Annotated in this window: 16 protein-coding genes; 5 read left to right on the plus strand and 11 right to left on the minus strand. The window is 64.9% G+C overall.

The features are described 5' to 3' along the window. Positions 1-235 precede the first annotated feature (235 nt). The 7 genes from JQ572_RS15730 to rpsT form a co-directional block, all read right to left on the minus strand. Positions 236-2,419 carry a hypothetical protein gene (locus tag JQ572_RS15730; RefSeq protein WP_211383937.1) on the minus strand — a complete coding sequence of 728 codons (2,184 nt, stop codon included), beginning with the start codon at positions 2,417-2,419 and terminating at the stop codon, positions 236-238. A 107-nt stretch (positions 2,420-2,526) separates the two neighbouring features. Further along, positions 2,527-3,270, minus strand: a complete 744-nt coding sequence (locus JQ572_RS15735) for a hypothetical protein (protein WP_211383938.1) — start codon at positions 3,268-3,270, stop codon at positions 2,527-2,529. Between the two features lie 121 nt (positions 3,271-3,391). Then, on the minus strand, positions 3,392-4,528 hold the full coding sequence (recF, locus tag JQ572_RS15740; protein WP_211383939.1) for a DNA replication/repair protein RecF: 1,137 nt from the start codon (positions 4,526-4,528) through the stop codon (positions 3,392-3,394). An 87-nt stretch (positions 4,529-4,615) separates the two neighbouring features. Continuing rightward, positions 4,616-4,981: an endonuclease domain-containing protein gene (locus tag JQ572_RS15745; protein WP_211383940.1), complete on the minus strand. Its 366-nt coding sequence runs from the start codon at positions 4,979-4,981 to the stop codon at positions 4,616-4,618. Positions 4,982-5,111: 130 nt separating this feature from the next. Beyond that, complete coding sequence (gene dnaN, locus JQ572_RS15750; RefSeq protein ID WP_211383941.1) at positions 5,112-6,230, minus strand: DNA polymerase III subunit beta; 1,119 nt, start codon at positions 6,228-6,230, stop codon at positions 5,112-5,114. A 285-nt stretch (positions 6,231-6,515) separates the two neighbouring features. Further along, positions 6,516-7,928: a chromosomal replication initiator protein DnaA gene (gene dnaA / locus JQ572_RS15755; protein WP_249129102.1), complete on the minus strand. Its 1,413-nt coding sequence runs from the start codon at positions 7,926-7,928 to the stop codon at positions 6,516-6,518. A 1,259-nt stretch (positions 7,929-9,187) separates the two neighbouring features. Continuing rightward, on the minus strand, positions 9,188-9,454 hold the full coding sequence (rpsT, locus tag JQ572_RS15760; RefSeq protein WP_211383943.1) for a 30S ribosomal protein S20: 267 nt from the start codon (positions 9,452-9,454) through the stop codon (positions 9,188-9,190). A gap of 402 nt (positions 9,455-9,856) precedes the next feature. Here rpsT and JQ572_RS15765 point away from each other — a divergent pair, with 402 nt between their 5' ends. From JQ572_RS15765 to JQ572_RS15775, 3 genes are all read left to right on the plus strand, one after another. Continuing rightward, positions 9,857-10,174: a hypothetical protein gene (locus tag JQ572_RS15765; RefSeq protein ID WP_211383944.1), complete on the plus strand. Its 318-nt coding sequence runs from the start codon at positions 9,857-9,859 to the stop codon at positions 10,172-10,174. A 188-nt stretch (positions 10,175-10,362) separates the two neighbouring features. After that, positions 10,363-11,019, plus strand: a complete 657-nt coding sequence (gene msrA, locus JQ572_RS15770) for a peptide-methionine (S)-S-oxide reductase MsrA (protein WP_211383945.1) — start codon at positions 10,363-10,365, stop codon at positions 11,017-11,019. A 262-nt stretch (positions 11,020-11,281) separates the two neighbouring features. Continuing rightward, on the plus strand, positions 11,282-12,028 hold the full coding sequence (locus JQ572_RS15775; protein WP_211383946.1) for a polysaccharide biosynthesis/export family protein: 747 nt from the start codon (positions 11,282-11,284) through the stop codon (positions 12,026-12,028). A 1-nt stretch (position 12,029) separates the two neighbouring features. Here JQ572_RS15775 and JQ572_RS15780 read toward each other — a convergent pair whose 3' ends face one another. The 4 genes from JQ572_RS15780 to JQ572_RS15795 all read right to left on the minus strand — a co-directional run bounded on the left by JQ572_RS15780 (position 12,030) and on the right by JQ572_RS15795 (position 14,690). Beyond that, complete coding sequence (locus JQ572_RS15780; protein ID WP_211383947.1) at positions 12,030-12,512, minus strand: hypothetical protein; 483 nt, start codon at positions 12,510-12,512, stop codon at positions 12,030-12,032. Positions 12,513-12,689: 177 nt separating this feature from the next. Further along, positions 12,690-13,361: a dienelactone hydrolase family protein gene (locus JQ572_RS15785; protein ID WP_211383948.1), complete on the minus strand. Its 672-nt coding sequence runs from the start codon at positions 13,359-13,361 to the stop codon at positions 12,690-12,692. A gap of 177 nt (positions 13,362-13,538) precedes the next feature. Next, on the minus strand, positions 13,539-13,874 hold the full coding sequence (locus JQ572_RS15790; RefSeq protein WP_211383949.1) for a hypothetical protein: 336 nt from the start codon (positions 13,872-13,874) through the stop codon (positions 13,539-13,541). 42 nt (positions 13,875-13,916) lie between these two features. Beyond that, the gene (locus JQ572_RS15795; protein ID WP_211383950.1) at positions 13,917-14,690 is read right to left on the minus strand and encodes an alpha/beta fold hydrolase; all 774 of its coding nucleotides are present in this window, start codon (positions 14,688-14,690) and stop codon (positions 13,917-13,919) included. A 381-nt stretch (positions 14,691-15,071) separates the two neighbouring features. Between JQ572_RS15795 and JQ572_RS15800 the strand changes: the two genes are divergently transcribed. Further along, positions 15,072-15,563 (plus strand): (2Fe-2S)-binding protein, encoded by a 492-nt coding sequence (locus tag JQ572_RS15800; protein ID WP_027514647.1) that lies wholly within the window; start codon positions 15,072-15,074, stop codon positions 15,561-15,563. Beyond that, positions 15,560-17,842 carry a xanthine dehydrogenase family protein molybdopterin-binding subunit gene (locus JQ572_RS15805; RefSeq protein ID WP_211383951.1) on the plus strand — a complete coding sequence of 761 codons (2,283 nt, stop codon included), beginning with the start codon at positions 15,560-15,562 and terminating at the stop codon, positions 17,840-17,842. The genes JQ572_RS15800 and JQ572_RS15805 overlap by 4 nt, the downstream gene beginning before the upstream one ends. Positions 17,843-18,098: the final 256 nt, after the last annotated feature.

An 18,098-nucleotide genomic window follows, 5' to 3' on the forward strand; every position in this document is an offset into this window, starting at 1 on the left:
GAAATAGGGATTTTTAGCCGGTTTTCAAGGCTCGCGAAGGCTGATTCTGGGGCTCGCAAAAAGCGCGATTCGGAGAGGTTTTTGAGGCTTCGCAAAGGCGGGGTTTTTGCGGGCCTGGGAGGTGTGTTCCGAGGTGCCGTTAGAGCATTGGTCCTGGGTAAAGTTGGTCGGCCTGCGGGCTCGCCGCAACCTCTCCCGCAAGCGGGAGAGGGAGCGCACCTGCTACATAGCAGCCTCAATACATCTGCAGCGGCAGCACGTCGCCGTTCGGCCCCACCAGAAGGCCCCAGGCGTCGCCGGCGGCCACGGTCAGGGTTTCGCTGCGGGCAGGGCGTCCAGGCACGCGCAGGGCGTACTGGTACTTGCCAGGCGGCAGATCGAGCATCGGGCCTTTCGGCGATTGCGGGCCGCCGGCGCCGGCTGCGATCTTCACCGTTCGATTGTTGATCGTCAGCGACGCTTCCTTCGGCCCCATGTTGCCGAGCATCACCCGGGCCTGTCCCGCCTTGGGCATGATGTCGGCCTTGGCTGCGGCCTGCGGATTCCGTTGCACCAGGCTGACCGTGGTCTCGTCCCTGGCGCGGCCGAGCTTCAGCATGGCCGGTCCCTCCGGCGAGGTGAACGCCAGCTCCACCCGGTCGGCCGTGACGGTCGCGCCGTCGGTCTTTTCCTGCCAGCCGCGCTTGGTCAGCTCCGTGCGATAGAAGGCGAGGACATCCGAGAGTTCGGCAGGAATGCTGGCCTCGAGCTCCTTGCGGAACGACTGGTCGCTGCCGGGGAATTTCGTCGAGCTGATCCCGCTCGAACTGCGCTGCGTCGGCACGGGCAGCGCGCCATCGGGATCTGCCTTCAGCGGCTCGGTCGATTTGGCCTGCACCGTCTTGGATTCCGTCGGTTTGGATTGTGCCGATTTGGTCTCGGCCGGCTTCGCCGCAGCCACGACCAGGCCGGAGCCGGTGGCGCTGACATTCACCTTCGGACCCATCTGCATCACGGTCATCGAGATCGACTTGCCGGACTTGGAGAATTCCAACACCGCCATGTTGGGCTGGTTGATGACGGAGGGCTGCTCCTTCCAGCCCGCGTTCTTCAGCGATGCGCGGTAGAAGGCGCCGAGCGCCTTCACGCTCGAATTGGAGGAGAATTCGAGCCGGCCGTCGCCGCCCTCGAACTTCACGCCCTCGGCGGTTTCGGGCAGCGGCACCGGCGTCTTGCTGTCGGCGAGCGCATTGAGCGGCGTGTCGGACAGCGCGGCGGCCTGCACCTTGCGCCTCGCTTCGTCGGCGGCGATGAGTTGCTTGGCCGCACCTAGCGCATCACCAAGAAACTTCTGATCGGCTTCCTTCTTCGCCCTGGCGCGGGCGGCCAGCGCCGACTCCTTCACCTGCACGTTCAGGCTGATCATGGTGAAATCATACTTGCGGCCGAGCCGGAGCACGCCGGTTTCCTCGGCATTGGAGACCTTGATCGCGACCTCGTCGCCGGGCGCGAGCGGCGCGCTGCCGTCTTCCTGCCAGCCGCGCGCGGCGAGCTCGCGATGATAGAAGGCGAGCACGGCCGGCAGCTCGGCCATAGCGGCCGCTGACATCTCACGCTTGTTGGAATCGGCACTGCCGAGGCTCCTCGCCGTCTTGGTCGGATTCGGCCGCGGCAGGCCGGCAAGATCGCCGTCGGCCTTGAGCTCGCTCGGCAAGGCGAAGGGCGCGACCCGGATATCGACATTGGTGCGGCCATCGTCGCGGCGCGTCAGCGTCAGCATGACCGGCTTCTGCTGGTAGAAGCCGGTGTCCTTGCTGTCCGGGTGCGCGTAGAACGCACGCAGGCCGTTGGGAACGGTCTCGTCCAGGCTGGTCGCCCAGCGTGCGGCCGTTTCCGGCGTGAGCTTCTGCCAGCCGATCGCAGCCATCTCGTTGCTGTAGAAATTCGACGTCGCATCGAGCGCGCTGGACGCAATGCAGCCGAGATAGGGCCTTGTGCCATCGAACATGATGTCGCTCGCGCCGTCGGGAAACGGCACGTTCGAATAGATGCGGTCGGTCGAGTAGTGGACCATGGACTGGTCGGGCCGGCCGAGGGCTTGGGTGAGATAGACCGAAAGGCCCTGCCGCCCCTTTTTGAAGTTCAGCGTGGTGCTCTTCTCCTCCAGCGGCCGTACATAAGGCACCCAGCCTTCGCCGCTGAGGAGTTTTTTCACCGCCGGCGATGTCACGGCTTCCGGCGTCGGCATCCGATATTCGACGCGGTAGGGATCGGGGCGCGAGGTGTCTTCCACCGCGCCCTCGAGCTGCGGCAGCGCGTGGACGTCGACGATACCTGCATCGGCGGCGGCCGCGATCGAGCAACTCGCCATCAGGAAGAGGCCGCACGCAAGCAGCCGCCAGCGTACCGGGACTTGCGTCCCGCGCGGGATCGTCGACATTGTCAAGACTCCTGGATTTCGCGCGGTCTTCATCCCTCGCGCAATTGCAGGCTGCGACACCGTCGGCGCGGCCTCAGACGACTAGTCGCGGCAGGAACCCGTGAGGTTCAATACAGCAGGAGCGGCGACCATGCCTCTCCGTCGCGCCCGACCGTGAGCTCCCAGGTATCGCCGGCCGTGAAGCTGAGGATCTGCGTGGTGGCTGGATGGCCCGGCACGTTCACCTCGTAGGAATATTTGCCGGGCCGCAGATCCAGCGACATCGCGCGGGCGCCGGCGGCGTGCTTGATGGTGCGGTCGTTGATCGTGAGCGTGGCGTCCGTATCGCTGATATTGGAGAACACCAGCATCGCCTGGCCGGGCTCGGGCATGACGTTCGCATCGGTCGCAACGGATGCGTTCTTCTGCACGAGGTTGACCCTGGTGCTGCTGTCCTTGCGGTCGAGCGCGAGCATGCCGGGTCCGAGCGGCGAGGCGAAGGCGAGCTGGACGTGATCGGCGGAGACCACCGCGCCATCGTGCTGCTCCTGCCAGCCGAGCTTGCCGAGCTCGGTGCGGTAGAAGGCGAGGACGTCGCCGAGTTCGGCGGGCACGGTCGCCTCCAGCCTGGTACGGAGCGGCGTTTCAACGCCCCTGACGACGGTGGTGTGAATTCCCCGGTAGCTGTAACGGGTCGGCGCGGGCAGCTTGGTATCGGGATCCGGCGTCAGCTCGGCCGAGAACAGCGGCGACAGACGCGGCACCCAGGCGCCGGCGCTTGCCGCGATCATGCAGATCGCGAGCAGGACAAGGCCGCACGCAAACGCCTGCCATCGTCCCGAGGCCCGAGCCCCGGTCCTTGCCGTCCGCATCTCACGCTCCAGGGGTATCGCGCGTGATGTCATCGCGCGATGGCAAAATGGGCTGCGACACCGTCGGCGCGGCCTCAGACAGCTAGTCGCCGACGCAACCGCGTGGGTTCAATGCGGCGGCTCACGGGCGTGCGCTGACCTGTCCGCTCTCGACGTCAAACACCTCGCCGCCGGCGCCAATCTCGGCGAAGGCGGCCGGGTCCGCGCCGGTCAGCCAGACCTGCGCGCCGAGCTTGCGCAGCTCGTCGAACAGCGCCGCGCGCCGGTTCGGATCGAGATGGGCGACGATCTCGTCGAGCAGCAGCAGCGGCACGATGCCGGTCATCTCGGCGACTAGCGTCGCATGCGCCAGCACCAGCCCGATCAGCAGCGCCTTCTGCTCGCCGGTCGAGGCGTCGCGTGCCGGCATGCCTTTCGGCGCATAGATCACCTGCAGATCGGTGAGATGCGGACCATCCGTGGTGCGGCCGGCGATGGCGTCGCGCGGGCGGTTGTCGCGCAGGATCTGCCGGTAGCGGTCCTCGACCGACGTTGCGGTCTCGCTCAGCAGCGCATTCTCCATCCAGCCGTCGAGCGCGATGTGCGCCGAGGGAAAGGCCGAGGCCTGCGCGCGCGCATTCAGCATGCCGGTGAGCCGCGCCGCGGTCTGGCCGCGGGTTGCGGCGACGGCGACCGCAAGCTCCGCGGTCTCGCGCTCGATCGCGTCGCACCAATGGTCGTCGTAATTGCGCGTCTCGAGCAGGCGGTTGCGCGAGCGCAGCGAGCGTTCGAGCGCGGAGATGCGGCTGGAATGCTCGCTGTCGATTGCCAGCACCAGGCGGTCGAAGAAGCGCCGCCGCTCGGAGGCCGCGCCCATGAACAGCCCGTCCATCGCCGGCGTCAGCCACACCATGCGGATATGGTCGCCGAAGGCCGTGGCGGAATTGACCGGCTCGCGGTCGATGCGGCAGCGCCGGCTCACGGAGCTGTCGGCGCGCGGCGCATCGATGCCGGTGCCGAGTGTGGCGAGCCCCAGCGCGCCCTCGACCTGGGCCGAGACCGCCCAGGAGCCGTCGCCCTGGTTGTCGGCGACGTCTTCCAGCGTGGCGCGCCGCAAGCCGCGTCCCGGCGACAGGAACGAGATCGCCTCGATGCAATTGGTCTTGCCTGCCCCGTTCGGCCCGACCAGCGCCACCATGTCAGCCGCCGTCGCGAGCCCCGCCGCCCGATAATTGCGAAAATGCGTCAGCGTCAGGCGATGAATGCGGGAGGGGGTCATGTTGGAACAGTGGCACGCTCTGCTCACCCTCTCCCCTTGTGGGAGAGGGTGGCGCCTCACGAAGTGAGGCGACGGGTGAGGGGTATCTTACCGCCCGGCAAGCTTTGCAAGGAGATCCTCCAATACAGAAGCTGGCTGCTGCAGCACGTCATTGTTCCAGTAACGCGCTATCGAGAAACCTTCCGCCGAGAGAGCCGCATCACGCGCTGCATCGGTTCGTGATACTGCGTGCTGACCGCCGTCGATCTCGATCACAAGGCGTTTCTCGAAGCAGACGAAGTCGAGAATGTAGCTTTTGAACGGAACCTGTCGGCGAAGCTTGAAGGCGGACAATCGACGATCCCTGAGCAGGCGCCACATCGCGGCCTCTGCATCCGTCGGCTCGTGCCGCATGTTCTTCGCGAATTGGCGGAGACGCTTGGGGACCGGCCGATGGGATGGTTCCTGCGGCACTAACCCCTCACCCGACTGAGTGTGTATCCGCCAGCGGAGTAGCCCTCTCCCACAAGGGGAGAGGGCGCAGCAACGTGCATCGCGCTAGGCTCTGAAAGAAGGGCCTGTCGGCGAGGGAGGAGCACCTCCCTCACACCCGCATCGGCATCAGCACGTACAACGCGCTCTTGTCGTCGCGGTCCTGCACCAGCGTCGGCGAGCCGGGATCGGCGAGCCTCAGGGTTGCAACGTCGCCTTCGATCTGGGCGGCGATGTCGAGCAGGTAGCGCGAGTTGAAGCCGATATCGAGGGCGTCGGAGGCGTATTCGACCTCGAGCTCTTCTGTCGCGCTGCCGGAATCCGGATTGGTCACCGACAGCACCAGCTTGCCCGGCGACAGCGACAGTTTCACCGCGCGCCCGCGCTCGCTCGAGATCGTCGAGACGCGATCGACCGCGTTCTCGAAATCCTTCTTGTCGACGACGAGCTCCTTGTCGTTGCCCTGCGGGATGACGCGGCCATAATCGGGGAAGGTGCCGTCGATCAGCTTCGAGGTCAGCACCACGTTGCCGATGGTGAAGCGGATCTTGGCCTGCGACAGCTCGATTGTCATCTCGGCGTCGGCGTCCTCGATCAGGCGCTGCACCTCGCCGACGGTCTTGCGCGGCACGATCACGCCGGGCATGCCGTCGGCGCCCTTGGGCTGCACCAGGTCGAGCTGGGCGAGGCGGTGGCCGTCGGTGGCGACGCCGCGCAGGGTTGCGGCCTTCGCGGAGCCTGCGGCATGCAGATAGATGCCGTTGAGATAATAGCGCGTCTCCTCGGTGGAGATCGCGAACTGGGTGCGGTCGATCAGCCGCTTGACGTCCTTGGCGGCGAGCGAGAACGAGTGCGACATGTCGCCGGCGGCCAGATCCGGGAAATCGTTCTCCGGCAGGGTCTGCAGCGTGAAGCGCGAGCGGCCGGCGCGGATCGCAAGCACGGCGCGGTCGCCGTCGGCCTCCAGCACGATCTGCGACCCGTCCGGCAGCTTGCGCACGATGTCGTAGAACATGTGCGCCGGCACGGTGGTGGAGCCCGCGGTCGCGGTTTCCGCGGGCAGCGTTTCCGTCACCTCGAGGTCGAGGTCGGTCGCCTTCAGCGACAATTTCGCATTCTCGGCCCGGACCAGCACGTTGCCGAGGATCGGGATCGTGTTGCGGCGCTCGACCACGCGGTGGACATGGCCCAGCGACTTCAGGAGTTGCGCGCGTTCGACCGTAACCTTCATTGCACTACTCGCCCGATCCCCAAGGAAACCAAATCTGGAAAAGCCGGGCGGCGGGACGCGCGCCACGGCACCGAAGACCCCGGAAAGCCGGATCATCCAGCCGATATGACCAAAGCCGTCAGGGTCGCGCAAGGTGGCGCGGATGGCCCCCGGATTCAAGGGATTGCGAGGTAGTTCCCCACGATTTACAGGCAAAAACGAGGGCCCGCCGCCCAGGCAAGACGAAGACCGCCGCCCCGGCATGGCCGAGGCGGCGGCAGGTTGGAAGGGGCAGGGCCTAGGCGTTTATTCCTGAAGCTGGCGCTTGAGCGATTCGACCTCGTCCGATAGCGCCGTGTCCTTGGACACCAGGGCCTCGATCTTGCGCACCGCGTGCAATACCGTGGTGTGGTCGCGCCCGCCGAAGCGGCGGCCGATTTCCGGCAGCGAGCGCAAGGTCAGCGTCTTGGCGAGGTACATCGCCACCTGGCGCGGACGGACCACGTTGGCGGTCCGGCGCGAGGACAGGAGGTCGGAGCGGCTGACATTATACTGCCGCGCCACCACGCGCTGAATGTCCTCGATCTTGATCCGCTTGGGTTCCTGCGGCCGGATCAGGTCGCGCACTTCGTGCTCCGCCATCTCCAGCGTCACCGGCCGGTTGTTGAGTTTCGAGTGCGCGAGCAGACGGTTGATCGCGCCTTCGAGATCCCTGCCGTTATGGGTTATGGCGCGGGCCAGATAGGTCAGCACCTCCTCGGGCACCTCGAAAGTCGCATGATGGGCGCGGGCGGCGGCGACGCGCGACTTGAGAATGCCGTGCCGCAGCTCCTCGCCGAGCGAGCCCATCTCGACCACGAGGCCGCCGGCCAGCCGCGAGCGCACGCGGTCATCGAGGCTTTCGAGATCGGACGGCGGCCGGTCGGCTGCGATCACGACCTGGCGGCCGGCGTCGATCAGCGCGTTCAGCGTGTGACAGAATTCGGCCTGGGTCGACTTGCCCTGCAGGAACTGGAGATCGTCGATCACGAGCACGTCGATGCCGCGCAGCGCTTCCTTGAAGGCGAGCGCCGTCTGCGTCTTCAGCGCGGCGACGAAGCCGTACATGAACTTTTCAGCCGTGAGATACAGCACCTTGCGCTCGTTGCCGGAATTACCGGCCCAGGTCACAGCCTGCAGCAGATGCGTCTTGCCGAGGCCGACACCGGCATGGATGTAGAGCGGGTTGAACATCACGGGGTCGCCTCTGCGACCTTCCGCGACCTGGCGCGCCGCCGCATGCGCCAGCGTGTTGGAGCGGCCGACGACGAAGCTTGCGAAGGTCAGGCGCGGATCGAGCGGCGAGCCGCCGAGCGCATCGTGATTGGCCGAGACCGGCGCGGTCGCGGTCGAGCGCAGCTCCGGCGCAGGCGTGCGGCGTGTTTCGACCGGCGCGGGCGCTTCCTTCTGCTGAACGACCGGACGCACGGCCGAGCGAACGGTGAGATCGATGCGATGCACTTCCGGCATCTCGGCCTGCCAGCACGACAACACGCGCTCGGCATAATGGGCCTGGATCCAGCTCTTCAGGAAGCGGGTCGGCACCGACAGACGCACGCTCTCGTCCTGCACGCCTTCCAGATCCATCCGCGCAAACCAGCTGGTGTAGACGTCCTCGCCGACGTTCGAGCGCAGCCGACTCTTCACGCGCGACCAGCGATCCTGTTCCGGTGTTGTCATCATGTGAGAACTTTTCTTGAGAGATAAGGTTGCGTGGTGAGCGCCATGCAGAGTTCCTGCCATCAGGGTTTCTGCCATGGCGCGACCTCAAGCGATTTCACCTGCAGACATGGCTCGACCGTTCGGCGGAAACGCCGCGTCCGATCAGCAATGTCAGAGATGGAGGGGTCGCGAGGTCAGCGCGTACTCGGCGCTCCGTTGCACGCGGGAGGCTTGATGTCCGACGAATCTAAAACGGCATAGTTGAAAGTCGAGGTGTGTTTCAATACCGCGTTGAGTCCGTAAGACATGATACCTCCCCGTCCTGCCGTGATTGCTCACGACAAGGTCCTGCGTGTCTAAACGGCAACCGCGTTGTACTCCTGCCGCGGATGCCTGCCCGTGTCCTAGTCGTCCGCTCGGCTTCGCCATCATGCCTGTCGAGGCAGCTTTCACGACGTCTCTCATATGCGAGCGAAAAAATCCCGCTTGGAGACATTCAGACAAAGAGCTACCGTTCCCACATTGCTGTGGGTTTTGAACCGACAATCGCTTGTTGAAGCGTCGCCTACGTGCACACCGCCGCCGATTTGCACGCTCGCCCCGTTTTCCGATACCGCGCTGGTCTCAAGATCGTGGGCGCCGCTGACGTCTTAAGGAATACACTATGCGGAAAGACTCGCAACGGAATTGATTCACACTTTAGGCATCAAAAAACTTGACCTCGGTTAACGCCGCGCGCGACTTGTGCACAGGCTCCAGAGCAAGTTTTTGGATTCGTGCACAGAATCGAAGATGCCGCGCCTCATGTGACAATTCTCGGTCACCGCCAAAAAATTTTTACAAAAGCGTCACGCGCGCGACGCGCGGGCGAATTTTCCAAACGCTTGAGGTCACTATGTCGATAAGTGATTAGCGAGACATCGTTTTTTGAGTCTCGTTTCACAGGGTAACTCCAGCGGTAGATTCGATCCGGTGAATCTACGGTGTGCAGAACTCGCAGGCACGCGAATTCAACTTGAGCCCGCCTCGCAGGGACTTTTTGCACCGCGGTGGAAGTTTCCACTGTTGCAAAATCACCCGCAGGTAAAACTACGGACCGCATCATGGTGCGACGATGGAGGTCTTCCAGTCGAAGATCGGTCGTCGCGTGACGGCTTGCTTGTTCATGGCAGGCAACAAAAAAGCCCGGCGCGATGCCGGGCTGTTTGACGCGTGCGATGTGCGATCTGATCGCCCGATCGAACTCGACCGGACGGTCTGTCGGATCGCCTGCCGGATTACTTGGCGAGCTTGGCGATCTGCGCGGTGAGCCGCGAGACTTTGCGGCTGGCATTGTTCTTGTGAATGATGTTGCGCTGGGCGGCGCGCATCAGAGCCGGTTCGGCATTCGCCAGCGCCTGCACGGCAGCGGCGCGATCGCCGGTCGCGATGGCTTCTTCGACGTTTCGCACGGCGCCGCGCATCTGGGTGCGGCGCGACTTGTTGACGGCGGTGCGGCGGGCGATCTTGCGCGTCGCTTTCTTGGCGGAAGTGGTATTGGCCATGGTCTCAATATCCTTTGCGGGTACCGGTCGCGTCTTGGTCGGGTAGCGCCGGCTTGCTTGACCGCGTAATCGACGCTCGGATTTAGGGTGTTCGGTTGCTGGCTGTTCCCGGAACATGAGCGACGGCCTTGCGGCTGTCTCTGAGGCCCAAAGAGCCTGTAAGCTCAAGGAGCCTTCAACTGCTCAAAGAACAGCGGCGGCAGGATTGCGCCCGCCGCCAGTTGGCGCCCTTATAGAGAGGGTCTTTGGCACCGTCAACGCTTTCCCGGACCGGAAAACCGGCCCCATGCGGCCCGAATGGGTGCCGTAACGCCCTGAAGTGGTTGAATTTCTGCCGTCTCCCTTGTATTGGCTGGCGGCGTTCAGGGGGTCGTCCGATCGGACGACCATATAAGGTGAGGCATGATCCGCGGCTTTTTCCGACTGATTGGGCTGTTGCTGCTCGCCGGCGGGTTCATCTTCATGGTCTATGACGGCGCCCGCTGGGTCGCCGACCAGACCCTCAAGTTCACCCGCTTCGGCCAGTTCTGGAACGACATCAATCAGGCCAGCCAGACGGCGTTCCGGACCTGGGTCGAGGCCAAGGCGCCGTGGCTCTGGACCTCGGTGATCCGCCTGGTGCTGGATCAGCCGGTGTTCGCCGTCCTCGGCATTTCGGGCATCCTCCTGATGATCCTGTTCCGCCCGCGCAAGCCGCTGATCGGCTATTCCCGGGATTGAACTTTCAATTCCCGGGATTGAGGGCTTTCAATTCCCGCGATTGAGCCTCGCGCTGGCGGCCGCGTAACAAGGCTGCCCCTTGCTGCGTAGATGCCTATATTCCCAACTGATCGCGAGCACGCCGCCTGAGCACTCGACCTCTCGAGCTGGCCCAGGCGACGGACAGCTCGTTTCCAGGAGATCCGTCCATGCTGTTCACGCGCAAGACCACCGCATTGCCGAGCGCCAAGGAAGCGCTGCCGGGCCGTGCGCAAGCCATTCCGACCGCGACCACCCATTTCGTCAACGGTGCCAAGCTCGCGCCGCCTTATCCCGCGGGCCTCGAACAGGCGGTGTTCGGGCTCGGCTGCTTCTGGGGCGCAGAGCGCAAGTTCTGGGAGCTCGGCGAGGGCGTCTACGCCACCGCCGTCGGCTATGCCGGCGGCCACACGCCGAACCCGACCTATGAGGAGACCTGCTCGGGCCGCACCGGCCACACCGAAGTGGTGCTGGTCGTGTTCGATCCGAAGAAGATCTCCTACGAGAAATTGTTGAAGACGTTCTGGGAGAGCCACAACCCGACGCAGGGCATGCGTCAGGGCAACGACGTCGGCACGCAATACCGAAGCGCGATCTACACCTATTCAGGCGCGCAGAAGACAGCGGCCGACCAATCGAAGGCGCTCTATCAGAAGGCGCTCGCCGCAAAGGGTCTCGGGGCCATCACCACCGAGATCGCACCGGCCGGCGAGTTCTATTTCGCCGAGGATTATCATCAGCAATATCTGGCGAAGAATCCCGCCGGCTATTGCGGCCTCGGCGGCACCGGCGTGTCCTGCCCGATCGGCGTGGGTGTGAGCGCGTAAGCGTAAACGTTGAAGCGGTGATGTGCTTACCCTCCCCTGGAGGGAGAGGGTCGGCTCACATTGAGCGCAGCGAAGATGTGAGACGGGGTTGGGTGAAGATCTCTCCACGTCCACACTGCCCGAGCGGAGAGATCACCCCACCCCGCTCGCGCTTCGCGCGATCGACCCTCCCCCTCCAGGGGAGGGTTGAAGCCCCGCTCAACGCTTTATTAACCATAACCGGTGCATCAGTGGAGCTGTCTCGTTTCGAGGGATAGGTCCGGTGCCAGTTGCACGCGCGTTTCGATGGTCGATCTCGGCAGCGTCCTTGGTAGCGTTCGCCGCGCTTGCGCTTGGCGGCTGCATGCAGACCGCCGGTCCCGTCGCGGTGATGCAGCCGCGCGCCGATCTCGACTCCATGGCCTATGGCCAGCCCTACGGCACGCCGCAGCCGGTCGTCGTCGCCGATGGCGGCGGCGCCATCGGCGCGCTGCGCACGTCCTTTGCCTCTTCGCCCGCGGCCATGCCGGTCGGCTATGCCGCACCGATGGCGGCGCCGGTCCGCTACGACGCCTCCTACCATCTCGACGCCGGCGACAAGCTGCGCGTCGTGGTGTACGGCCAGGAAGGCCTCACCAACAGCTACGCCATCGACGCCGGCGGCTCCATCACCATGCCGCTGATCGGCGGAGTGCCCGCACGCGGTCGCACTCCGGCAGGACTCGCCGGTGAAATCGCCGCGCGGCTGCGCAACGGCTATATCCGCGAGCCCTCGGTCGCCGTCGAGGTCGAATCCTATCGGCCGTTCTTCATCCTCGGCGAAGTCTCCGCGCCCGGACAATATCCCTACGTGCCGAACATGACGGTCGAAAGCGCGGTCGCGATTGCCGGCGGCTTCTCGCCGCGCGCCAAGCGCGACGTGGTCACCGTCACCCACACCGAAGCCGGCGGCTCGATGCGCGCCGTGGTTCCGCTCGGCACGCCATTGGCACCGGGCGACACCGTGTTCGTCGGCGAGCGCTGGTTCTAGCTCACCGCCTGAAATCCAGTCGCCCGTTCGGGAAACATCCATCGATCCTGACGGCATCGACCACGAGCCCGACCCATGGCCGCATGATGGCCGGGTTGGTCAGGTTGATATATTTCCCGACGAGACGATCCGCGCCCTGGCGGGCCGCATCGATCAGCCCGTGCCGGCGGCCATGGTCCCAGTCGAAGCGAAGATAGATGCGCTCGCCTGCGACCCGCACCTCCGCGCGCCCCACTTTCCACTGCTCCGGCGTATCGCCGGCAATGGTCGGATCGGCGCCGCCATTCCAGCGGCTCGCCCAGACCCCCTCGAGCTGATCGGAGGACGTCGGCATCGATGCCCAATGCGCCGCGTTGCCGTCGGCGGCATCGCCGGCGAGCATGGCGATGGAGGCATAGTCCATGACCTCACGATCGTTCGGCTCGGGCACGTCCATAGTGCCGAACGGATTGCGGATGACGACGTTCGTATTGGCCTGTTGCATGGTGATCTCCCGGCGATAGAGCTGGCTTGATCAGCCAGCTCTATCGCCGCGCGCCATGATGCAGCCACCCGTTTCCTGCTTGAGGTGTCATTGCCGGGCTCGACCCGGCAATCCATCGACCTGACGAAAAAGCTTCGCTTGATGGATGCGCGGGTCAAGCCCGCGCATGACGGGCGGCTATTTCAAATGCTTGGCGAAAAACGCCATGCTGCGCGGCCAGGCGATGTCGGCGCTGGCCTTGTCGTAGCTCGCCCGCTCGTCGCAATGGAAGCCGTGCTGCGCGCCAGGATAGATGAAGACCTCCACGTCGGGCCGCTTCGCCTTGACGGTCTCGACGTCGGTCAGGGGAATGCCGGCATCCTTCTCGCCGAAATGCAGCTGCGTCGGCACTTTCGGCGTCTCGTCGGCAAAGCGCACGACGGCGCCGCCATAGTAACCGATCGCGGCCTTCAGGCCCGACAGCCGCGTCGCCGCGACGAAGGCGATGCTACCGCCCAGGCAGAAGCCGATGATGCCGACCGGCCCGACGCTCCTCACAGCATCGATTGCTGCCTGCGTATCGCGCAGCATCGCGGCCCAGTCCGGATTGGCGACGAACTTGCGCGCTTCCGCGATCTCGTCGGGCGAATAGCCCGACTGGAAGTTCGGGGACGTCCGGTCGAAGATCGACGGCGCGATCGCGGCATAGCCTTCACCGGCGAGGCGGTCGCAGACCGAGCGGATGTGATGATTGACGCCGAAAATCTCCTGAATCACCACCACCGCGCCCTTAGGCGTGCCTGAGGGATCAGCGCGATAGGCGCCGAGCTGAAAATTGTCGGAGGCCGTCAGCTTGATGTCTTGTCCCACGCGGGTTGTCCTTCTTGGTTATTACGAACTCTAGTCTCTCCCCTCATCCTGAGGAACGCGCCCTTCGCGCGCGTCTCGAAGGATGAAAGGCCCGTGACGCTTCAGCGGGGCCTTCATCCTGCGAGACGCCTGCTTCGCAAGCTCCTCGGGATGAGGGGAGGCAGTCGCGCGCGCACCTCACTCCCACATCCAGTTCACGCCGTAATCTTCCTTCCATCCCGCCAGCCGTCCATGACGGAACTGCAGGAACAGGCGGTGACGGTAGGGGATCAGTCCGCTGCCACCGATGTTGCGAAGGGCGAGATAGATCTCGTTGCCGGGGCGTCCCCGCACGTATTGCAGGGGTTGCCCGAGCGCGCGTGCGGTCTCTCCGGCATCCATGCCGAAGGCGAGCGGCGTGTTGTTCGACAGGGTCGCGACGAAAGGCAGGCGGGGCGGTGGCCCGCCGAATGGCTCGGCCTGCGCGGATAACGATAGCAACACCGCGCCCGCAGCCAACATCGCTCGCTTCATGGCCTCGCGTCCTCGTCCAGCCGTCCTGGGCCTGCAAGTTCTTCAGGCAAGTTCTTGAGGCAAGTTCTTCAGGAAAGCCAGCACGGCGTCAACAAAAGCCTGTGGCTGATCGATGTTGACGGCGTGTCCGGCCGCGGGGATCACGACTTTTTGTGCGCCGGGAATTTTTGCCGCCATGTAATCGGACGCGGCGAGGAACGGCGTGTCGTCGGCGCCGACCACGATCAGCGACGGCACGTTGATGTCGGGCAACGATTCGATCACGCGCGCATCGCGCTGGGTCAGCATGCCGCGCGCGGCGAGCGCCAATCCCCTGGCGTTGCGGTGGCTCGCGGTGGCGCGCTCGCGCGTCGCCGATTTGAGCACGTCGAGACCTTCGCGATCGAGCCTGTCGGCGGTGCCGAACGCCCGGGCGTTCCAGGCCTCGCGCGCGTCGTCCTTCTTGAAGCCGGGACCGGTGTCGATGATCAGCAATGCGCAGGCGGCTTGCGGATGTGCGCGATGGAAAGCGAGCGACATGTAGCCGCCGAGCGAGAGCCCGCCGATGATGGCGCGTTCAGTCCCGGTCGCATCGAGGATCGCAGCCATGTCGCCGACGGTGAGCGCTTCGCTGTAAGCGCCGGGATCATCCGGATAATCCGACTGGCCGTGGCCGCGCATGTCCCACAGGATCAGCCTGTGGTCCTTCGCAAGCGCATCGACCTGTCCATGCCACATCGCCGAGGTCGAGGAATAGCCGTGGGTGAGCAGCAGCGGCGCCCCTTCGCCATGAACCTCGTAGTAGATTCCGACGCCGTCCCGTTCGATCCTTGGCATTGCTTCCATCCTTTCTCGCTTCTTGTTCATTGCAGCCGCGACCACGCTGCGCCCTCTCCCACGAGGGACATCCAATTCGGCGATTAGCTCAAACTCGCTTCGTCATACCCTAGCCTGCCAAGTTACCTGGAAGAAACCGCCAATGCCGCGACAGCTTTCATGCCTTACGCGCACTCTGTTGCGTTCAGGCGCTGCATCGGCGCCGTTGTCGCGACGCACAACGCGCAAACGCCGGCTTTGCTTCGATCGATTCCAAATTGCATTTGCTTCGGCACGCGAACCCGATCATTCTTGCGTCAAGGCTGGCGCCGGCCCGGTGGGCGTCCGCCATTTCAAGTTGCCGCCGTAAGCGGCTTCATGCACCGGCAGGGGAAGACGCCTATGCCAACTCTCACCATCAACGGGCGGAGTATGTCCGTGGATGCGGCGAACGACACGCCGCTCCTCTGGGCGATCCGCGAGCAATTGCAGATGACCGGCACCAAGTTCGGCTGCGGTGCCGGCCTGTGCGGTGCCTGCACCGTGCACGTCAACGGCGAAGCGGTGCGCTCGTGCCAGACCATGGTCGGCGATGTCGCCGGCAAGAAGATCACCACGATCGAAGGCCTTGCCGCCAAGGGCGATCATCCCTTGCAGAAGGCGTGGATCGCCGAACAGGTTCCGCAGTGCGGCTACTGCCAGTCCGGGCAGATCATGCAGGCGGCCTCGCTGCTCGCGAAGAATCCCAATCCGACCAAGGAAGAGGTCGTGGCGCACATGGACGGCAATCTCTGCCGTTGCATGACCTATTCGCGGATCCAGAAGGCGATCATGCGGGCTGCCACCGAGATGCGCACCGCGTCCGCCTCCGGCAACGAACGGAGGCCCACATGAATAAGCACATCAAGGCGGTCACACCCGAGACGACCGATCTCAGCCGCCGCTCGTTCCTCGTCGGCACCGCCGCGACCGGCCTCGTGCTCGGCTATGCCGGCGTGCCCGGCATCGGTGAGGCGCTCGCTGCGCCGTCGACCTTCGAGCCGAGCGTCTGGTACGCGATCGCGCCCGATGGTCTGGTCACCGTGACTTGCGGCAAGGCCGATATGGGCCAGCACATCGCCTCCACCATGGCGCAGATCGTGGCCGAAGAGCTGGGCGCGAAGTGGAGCGACATGCGGGTCAACCTCGCCTCCAACGATCCAAAATTCAACGACCCCGTGCTGGGGGCGCAGATCACCGGCGGAAGCTGGTCGACCATGATGAACTTCGAAGCCATGAGCCGCGCCGGTGCGGCCGGTCGCATGGCGCTGACGGAAGGGGCGGCAGCTTCCATGGGCGTGCCTGCTTCGGAGCTCGTGGTACGCGATTCCGTGATCTCGCATCCGAAGTCGAAGAAGCAGATGTCGTTCGCCGATGTCGTCAAGAGCGGCAAGGCGACAAAAACCTTCACGCCGGACGAGCTCAAGGCGATCAAGCTGAAGACACCGGATCAGTACACCATGATAGGCGTGTCGGTGCCGCAGCTCGACATTCCCTCCAAGACCAACGGCACGGCCAAGTACGGCATCGACGTGATGCTGCCGGGCATGGCCTATGGCGCGGTGGTGACACCGCCGGTGCGCTTCGGCGCCACGGTCAAATCGGTCGACGACTCGGCTGCGAAGAAGGTGCCGGGCTTCATCAAGGCCGTCACCCTCGACGACAAGACCGGAACGACCTCGGGCTGGGTCGTCGCGGTCGCCGCCACCTATGCCAACGCCAAGAAGGCGGCGCAGGCGCTCAAGATCGCCTATGACGGCGGTCCGAATGCGAAGGTCTCGAGCCAGTCGCTGCTCGACGAGGCGATGCGGCTTCAGAAGCAGGAGGATTCCGGGCAATTCTTCGTCAAGGACGGCGATCCCGCAGCTGCCTTCGGCTCGGCGGCCAAGGTGCTGGAGGCGGAGTACACCACCAGCATCAACATCCACGCGCCGATGGAGCCGATGAACGCCACCGCGGAGTTCAAGGGCGACATCCTGCACATCTATTCGGGCAACCAGTTCGCGACGCGCTCCGGTGCGATCGCGGCGGGTGCCGCCGGAATCGATCCGAAGTTCGTCGTCATGCACCAGATGTGGCTCGGCGGCGGCTTTGGCCGCAGGCTCGATGCCGACATGATGGTGCCGGCGGTGCAGGCGGCGAAGGCCATCGGCAAGCCGGTGAAGGTGATCTATACGCGCGAGAACGACATGACGATGGATTTCTCGCGTCCGCTCACCTACCAGAAAGTGAAGGCCGGCGTGGACGGCGACGGCAAGCTCGTCGCGCTCAGCCACGACGTGGTCTCGGCCTGGCCGACCGAGCGCTGGGGAATCCCCGATTTCCTGACGCCCTCGGTCGACAAGAAGGGCCCGCTTGACAGCTTCACGGTGAACGGCGCCGATTTCTTCTACACGGTGCCGAACCATCATGTGCGCGCGATCAAGAACGAGCTCGCGCACAACGCCACGCCGTCCGGCCAGCTCCGCTCGGTGGCGCCGGGCTGGACCTTCTGGGCGGTCGAAAGCATGATCGACGAGATCGCGGCCGCCACCGGCAAGGATCCGGCGCAGTTCCGCATCGCGCTGCTCGACGGCAAGGGCAAGAACGACGGCGGCGCGCAGCGGCTGCGCAACACGCTGCTCGCCGCGATGGGGCTGTCCGGCTACGGCACGAGGCAACTGCCGAAAGGCGAGGGGATGGGCGTCGCCTGCGTGTCGTCGCAGGAACGCGCAACCGCGAGCTGGACGGCCTGTGTCGCCCACGTCGCGGTGGCGCCGTCGGGCGAGGTGACCGTGAAGAAGCTCACGGTCGCAACCGACGTCGGCACCCAGGTGCATCCCGACAACATCCGCGCCCAGGTCGAGGGCGCGGCGCTGTGGGGCCTGTCGCTGGCGATGTACGAGAAGGCGACGCTCAAGGACGGTGGCATCGAGCAGACCAATTTCGATAGCTACACGCCCTTGCGCATGAGCCAGATGCCCGAGGTCGCGGTCGCCGTGATCGCCAATGGCGAGAAGGCCACCGGCGTCGGCGAGCCCGCGGTGACGGTGGTGGCTCCCGCCATCGGCAACGCCATCTTCAACGCCTCCGGAGCCCGGGTCCGGGCCCTGCCGATCACGGCCGAGGCCGTGAAGGGTGCGATGAAGGCGTAAGGCGGGCCTGCAATTTTGTAACGCGAGATGATCCGCCGGGGGGCACCTCCCGGCGGGTTTTTCGTGAAAGGAAACCCCAGTCATTCCAAGGAGAAGGCTACTGTGCATGGGGTTGTTTTCCGTCATTTTCGATGGGCCCCCTTGCGGAACCGGATCCGTAAAATTGCGTGCAATTCCGGAAGGCTCCATTGAGCACGCCTCTTAAGGGCCGGAGAACCTGATCCGGCTTAGGCTGACGCCAAATCCAGTCCCGTGC

Source organism: Bradyrhizobium sp. SZCCT0153, from assembly GCF_018129995.1.
GTDB lineage: Bacteria > Pseudomonadota > Alphaproteobacteria > Rhizobiales > Xanthobacteraceae > Bradyrhizobium > Bradyrhizobium japonicum_G.

Excerpts from the sequence above, each read along its gene's own strand:
- JQ572_RS15805 (WP_211383951.1), top strand. The coding sequence starts at position 15,560 with ATGAATAAGCACATCAAGGCGGTCACACCCGAGACGACCGATCTCAGC.
- JQ572_RS15790 (WP_211383949.1), bottom strand. The coding sequence starts at position 13,874 with ATGAAGCGAGCGATGTTGGCTGCGGGCGCGGTGTTGCTATCGTTATCC.
- JQ572_RS15765 (WP_211383944.1), top strand. The coding sequence starts at position 9,857 with ATGATCCGCGGCTTTTTCCGACTGATTGGGCTGTTGCTGCTCGCCGGC.
- dnaA (WP_249129102.1), bottom strand. The coding sequence starts at position 7,928 with ATGACAACACCGGAACAGGATCGCTGGTCGCGCGTGAAGAGTCGGCTG.
- JQ572_RS15800 (WP_027514647.1), top strand. The coding sequence starts at position 15,072 with ATGCCAACTCTCACCATCAACGGGCGGAGTATGTCCGTGGATGCGGCG.
- JQ572_RS15780 (WP_211383947.1), bottom strand. The coding sequence starts at position 12,512 with ATGCAACAGGCCAATACGAACGTCGTCATCCGCAATCCGTTCGGCACT.
- dnaN (WP_211383941.1), bottom strand. The coding sequence starts at position 6,230 with ATGAAGGTTACGGTCGAACGCGCGCAACTCCTGAAGTCGCTGGGCCAT.
- JQ572_RS15795 (WP_211383950.1), bottom strand. The coding sequence starts at position 14,690 with ATGCCAAGGATCGAACGGGACGGCGTCGGAATCTACTACGAGGTTCAT.
- JQ572_RS15735 (WP_211383938.1), bottom strand. The coding sequence starts at position 3,270 with ATGCGGACGGCAAGGACCGGGGCTCGGGCCTCGGGACGATGGCAGGCG.
- JQ572_RS15730 (WP_211383937.1), bottom strand. The coding sequence starts at position 2,419 with ATGTCGACGATCCCGCGCGGGACGCAAGTCCCGGTACGCTGGCGGCTG.
- recF (WP_211383939.1), bottom strand. The coding sequence starts at position 4,528 with ATGACCCCCTCCCGCATTCATCGCCTGACGCTGACGCATTTTCGCAAT.
- msrA (WP_211383945.1), top strand. The coding sequence starts at position 10,363 with ATGCTGTTCACGCGCAAGACCACCGCATTGCCGAGCGCCAAGGAAGCG.
- rpsT (WP_211383943.1), bottom strand. The coding sequence starts at position 9,454 with ATGGCCAATACCACTTCCGCCAAGAAAGCGACGCGCAAGATCGCCCGC.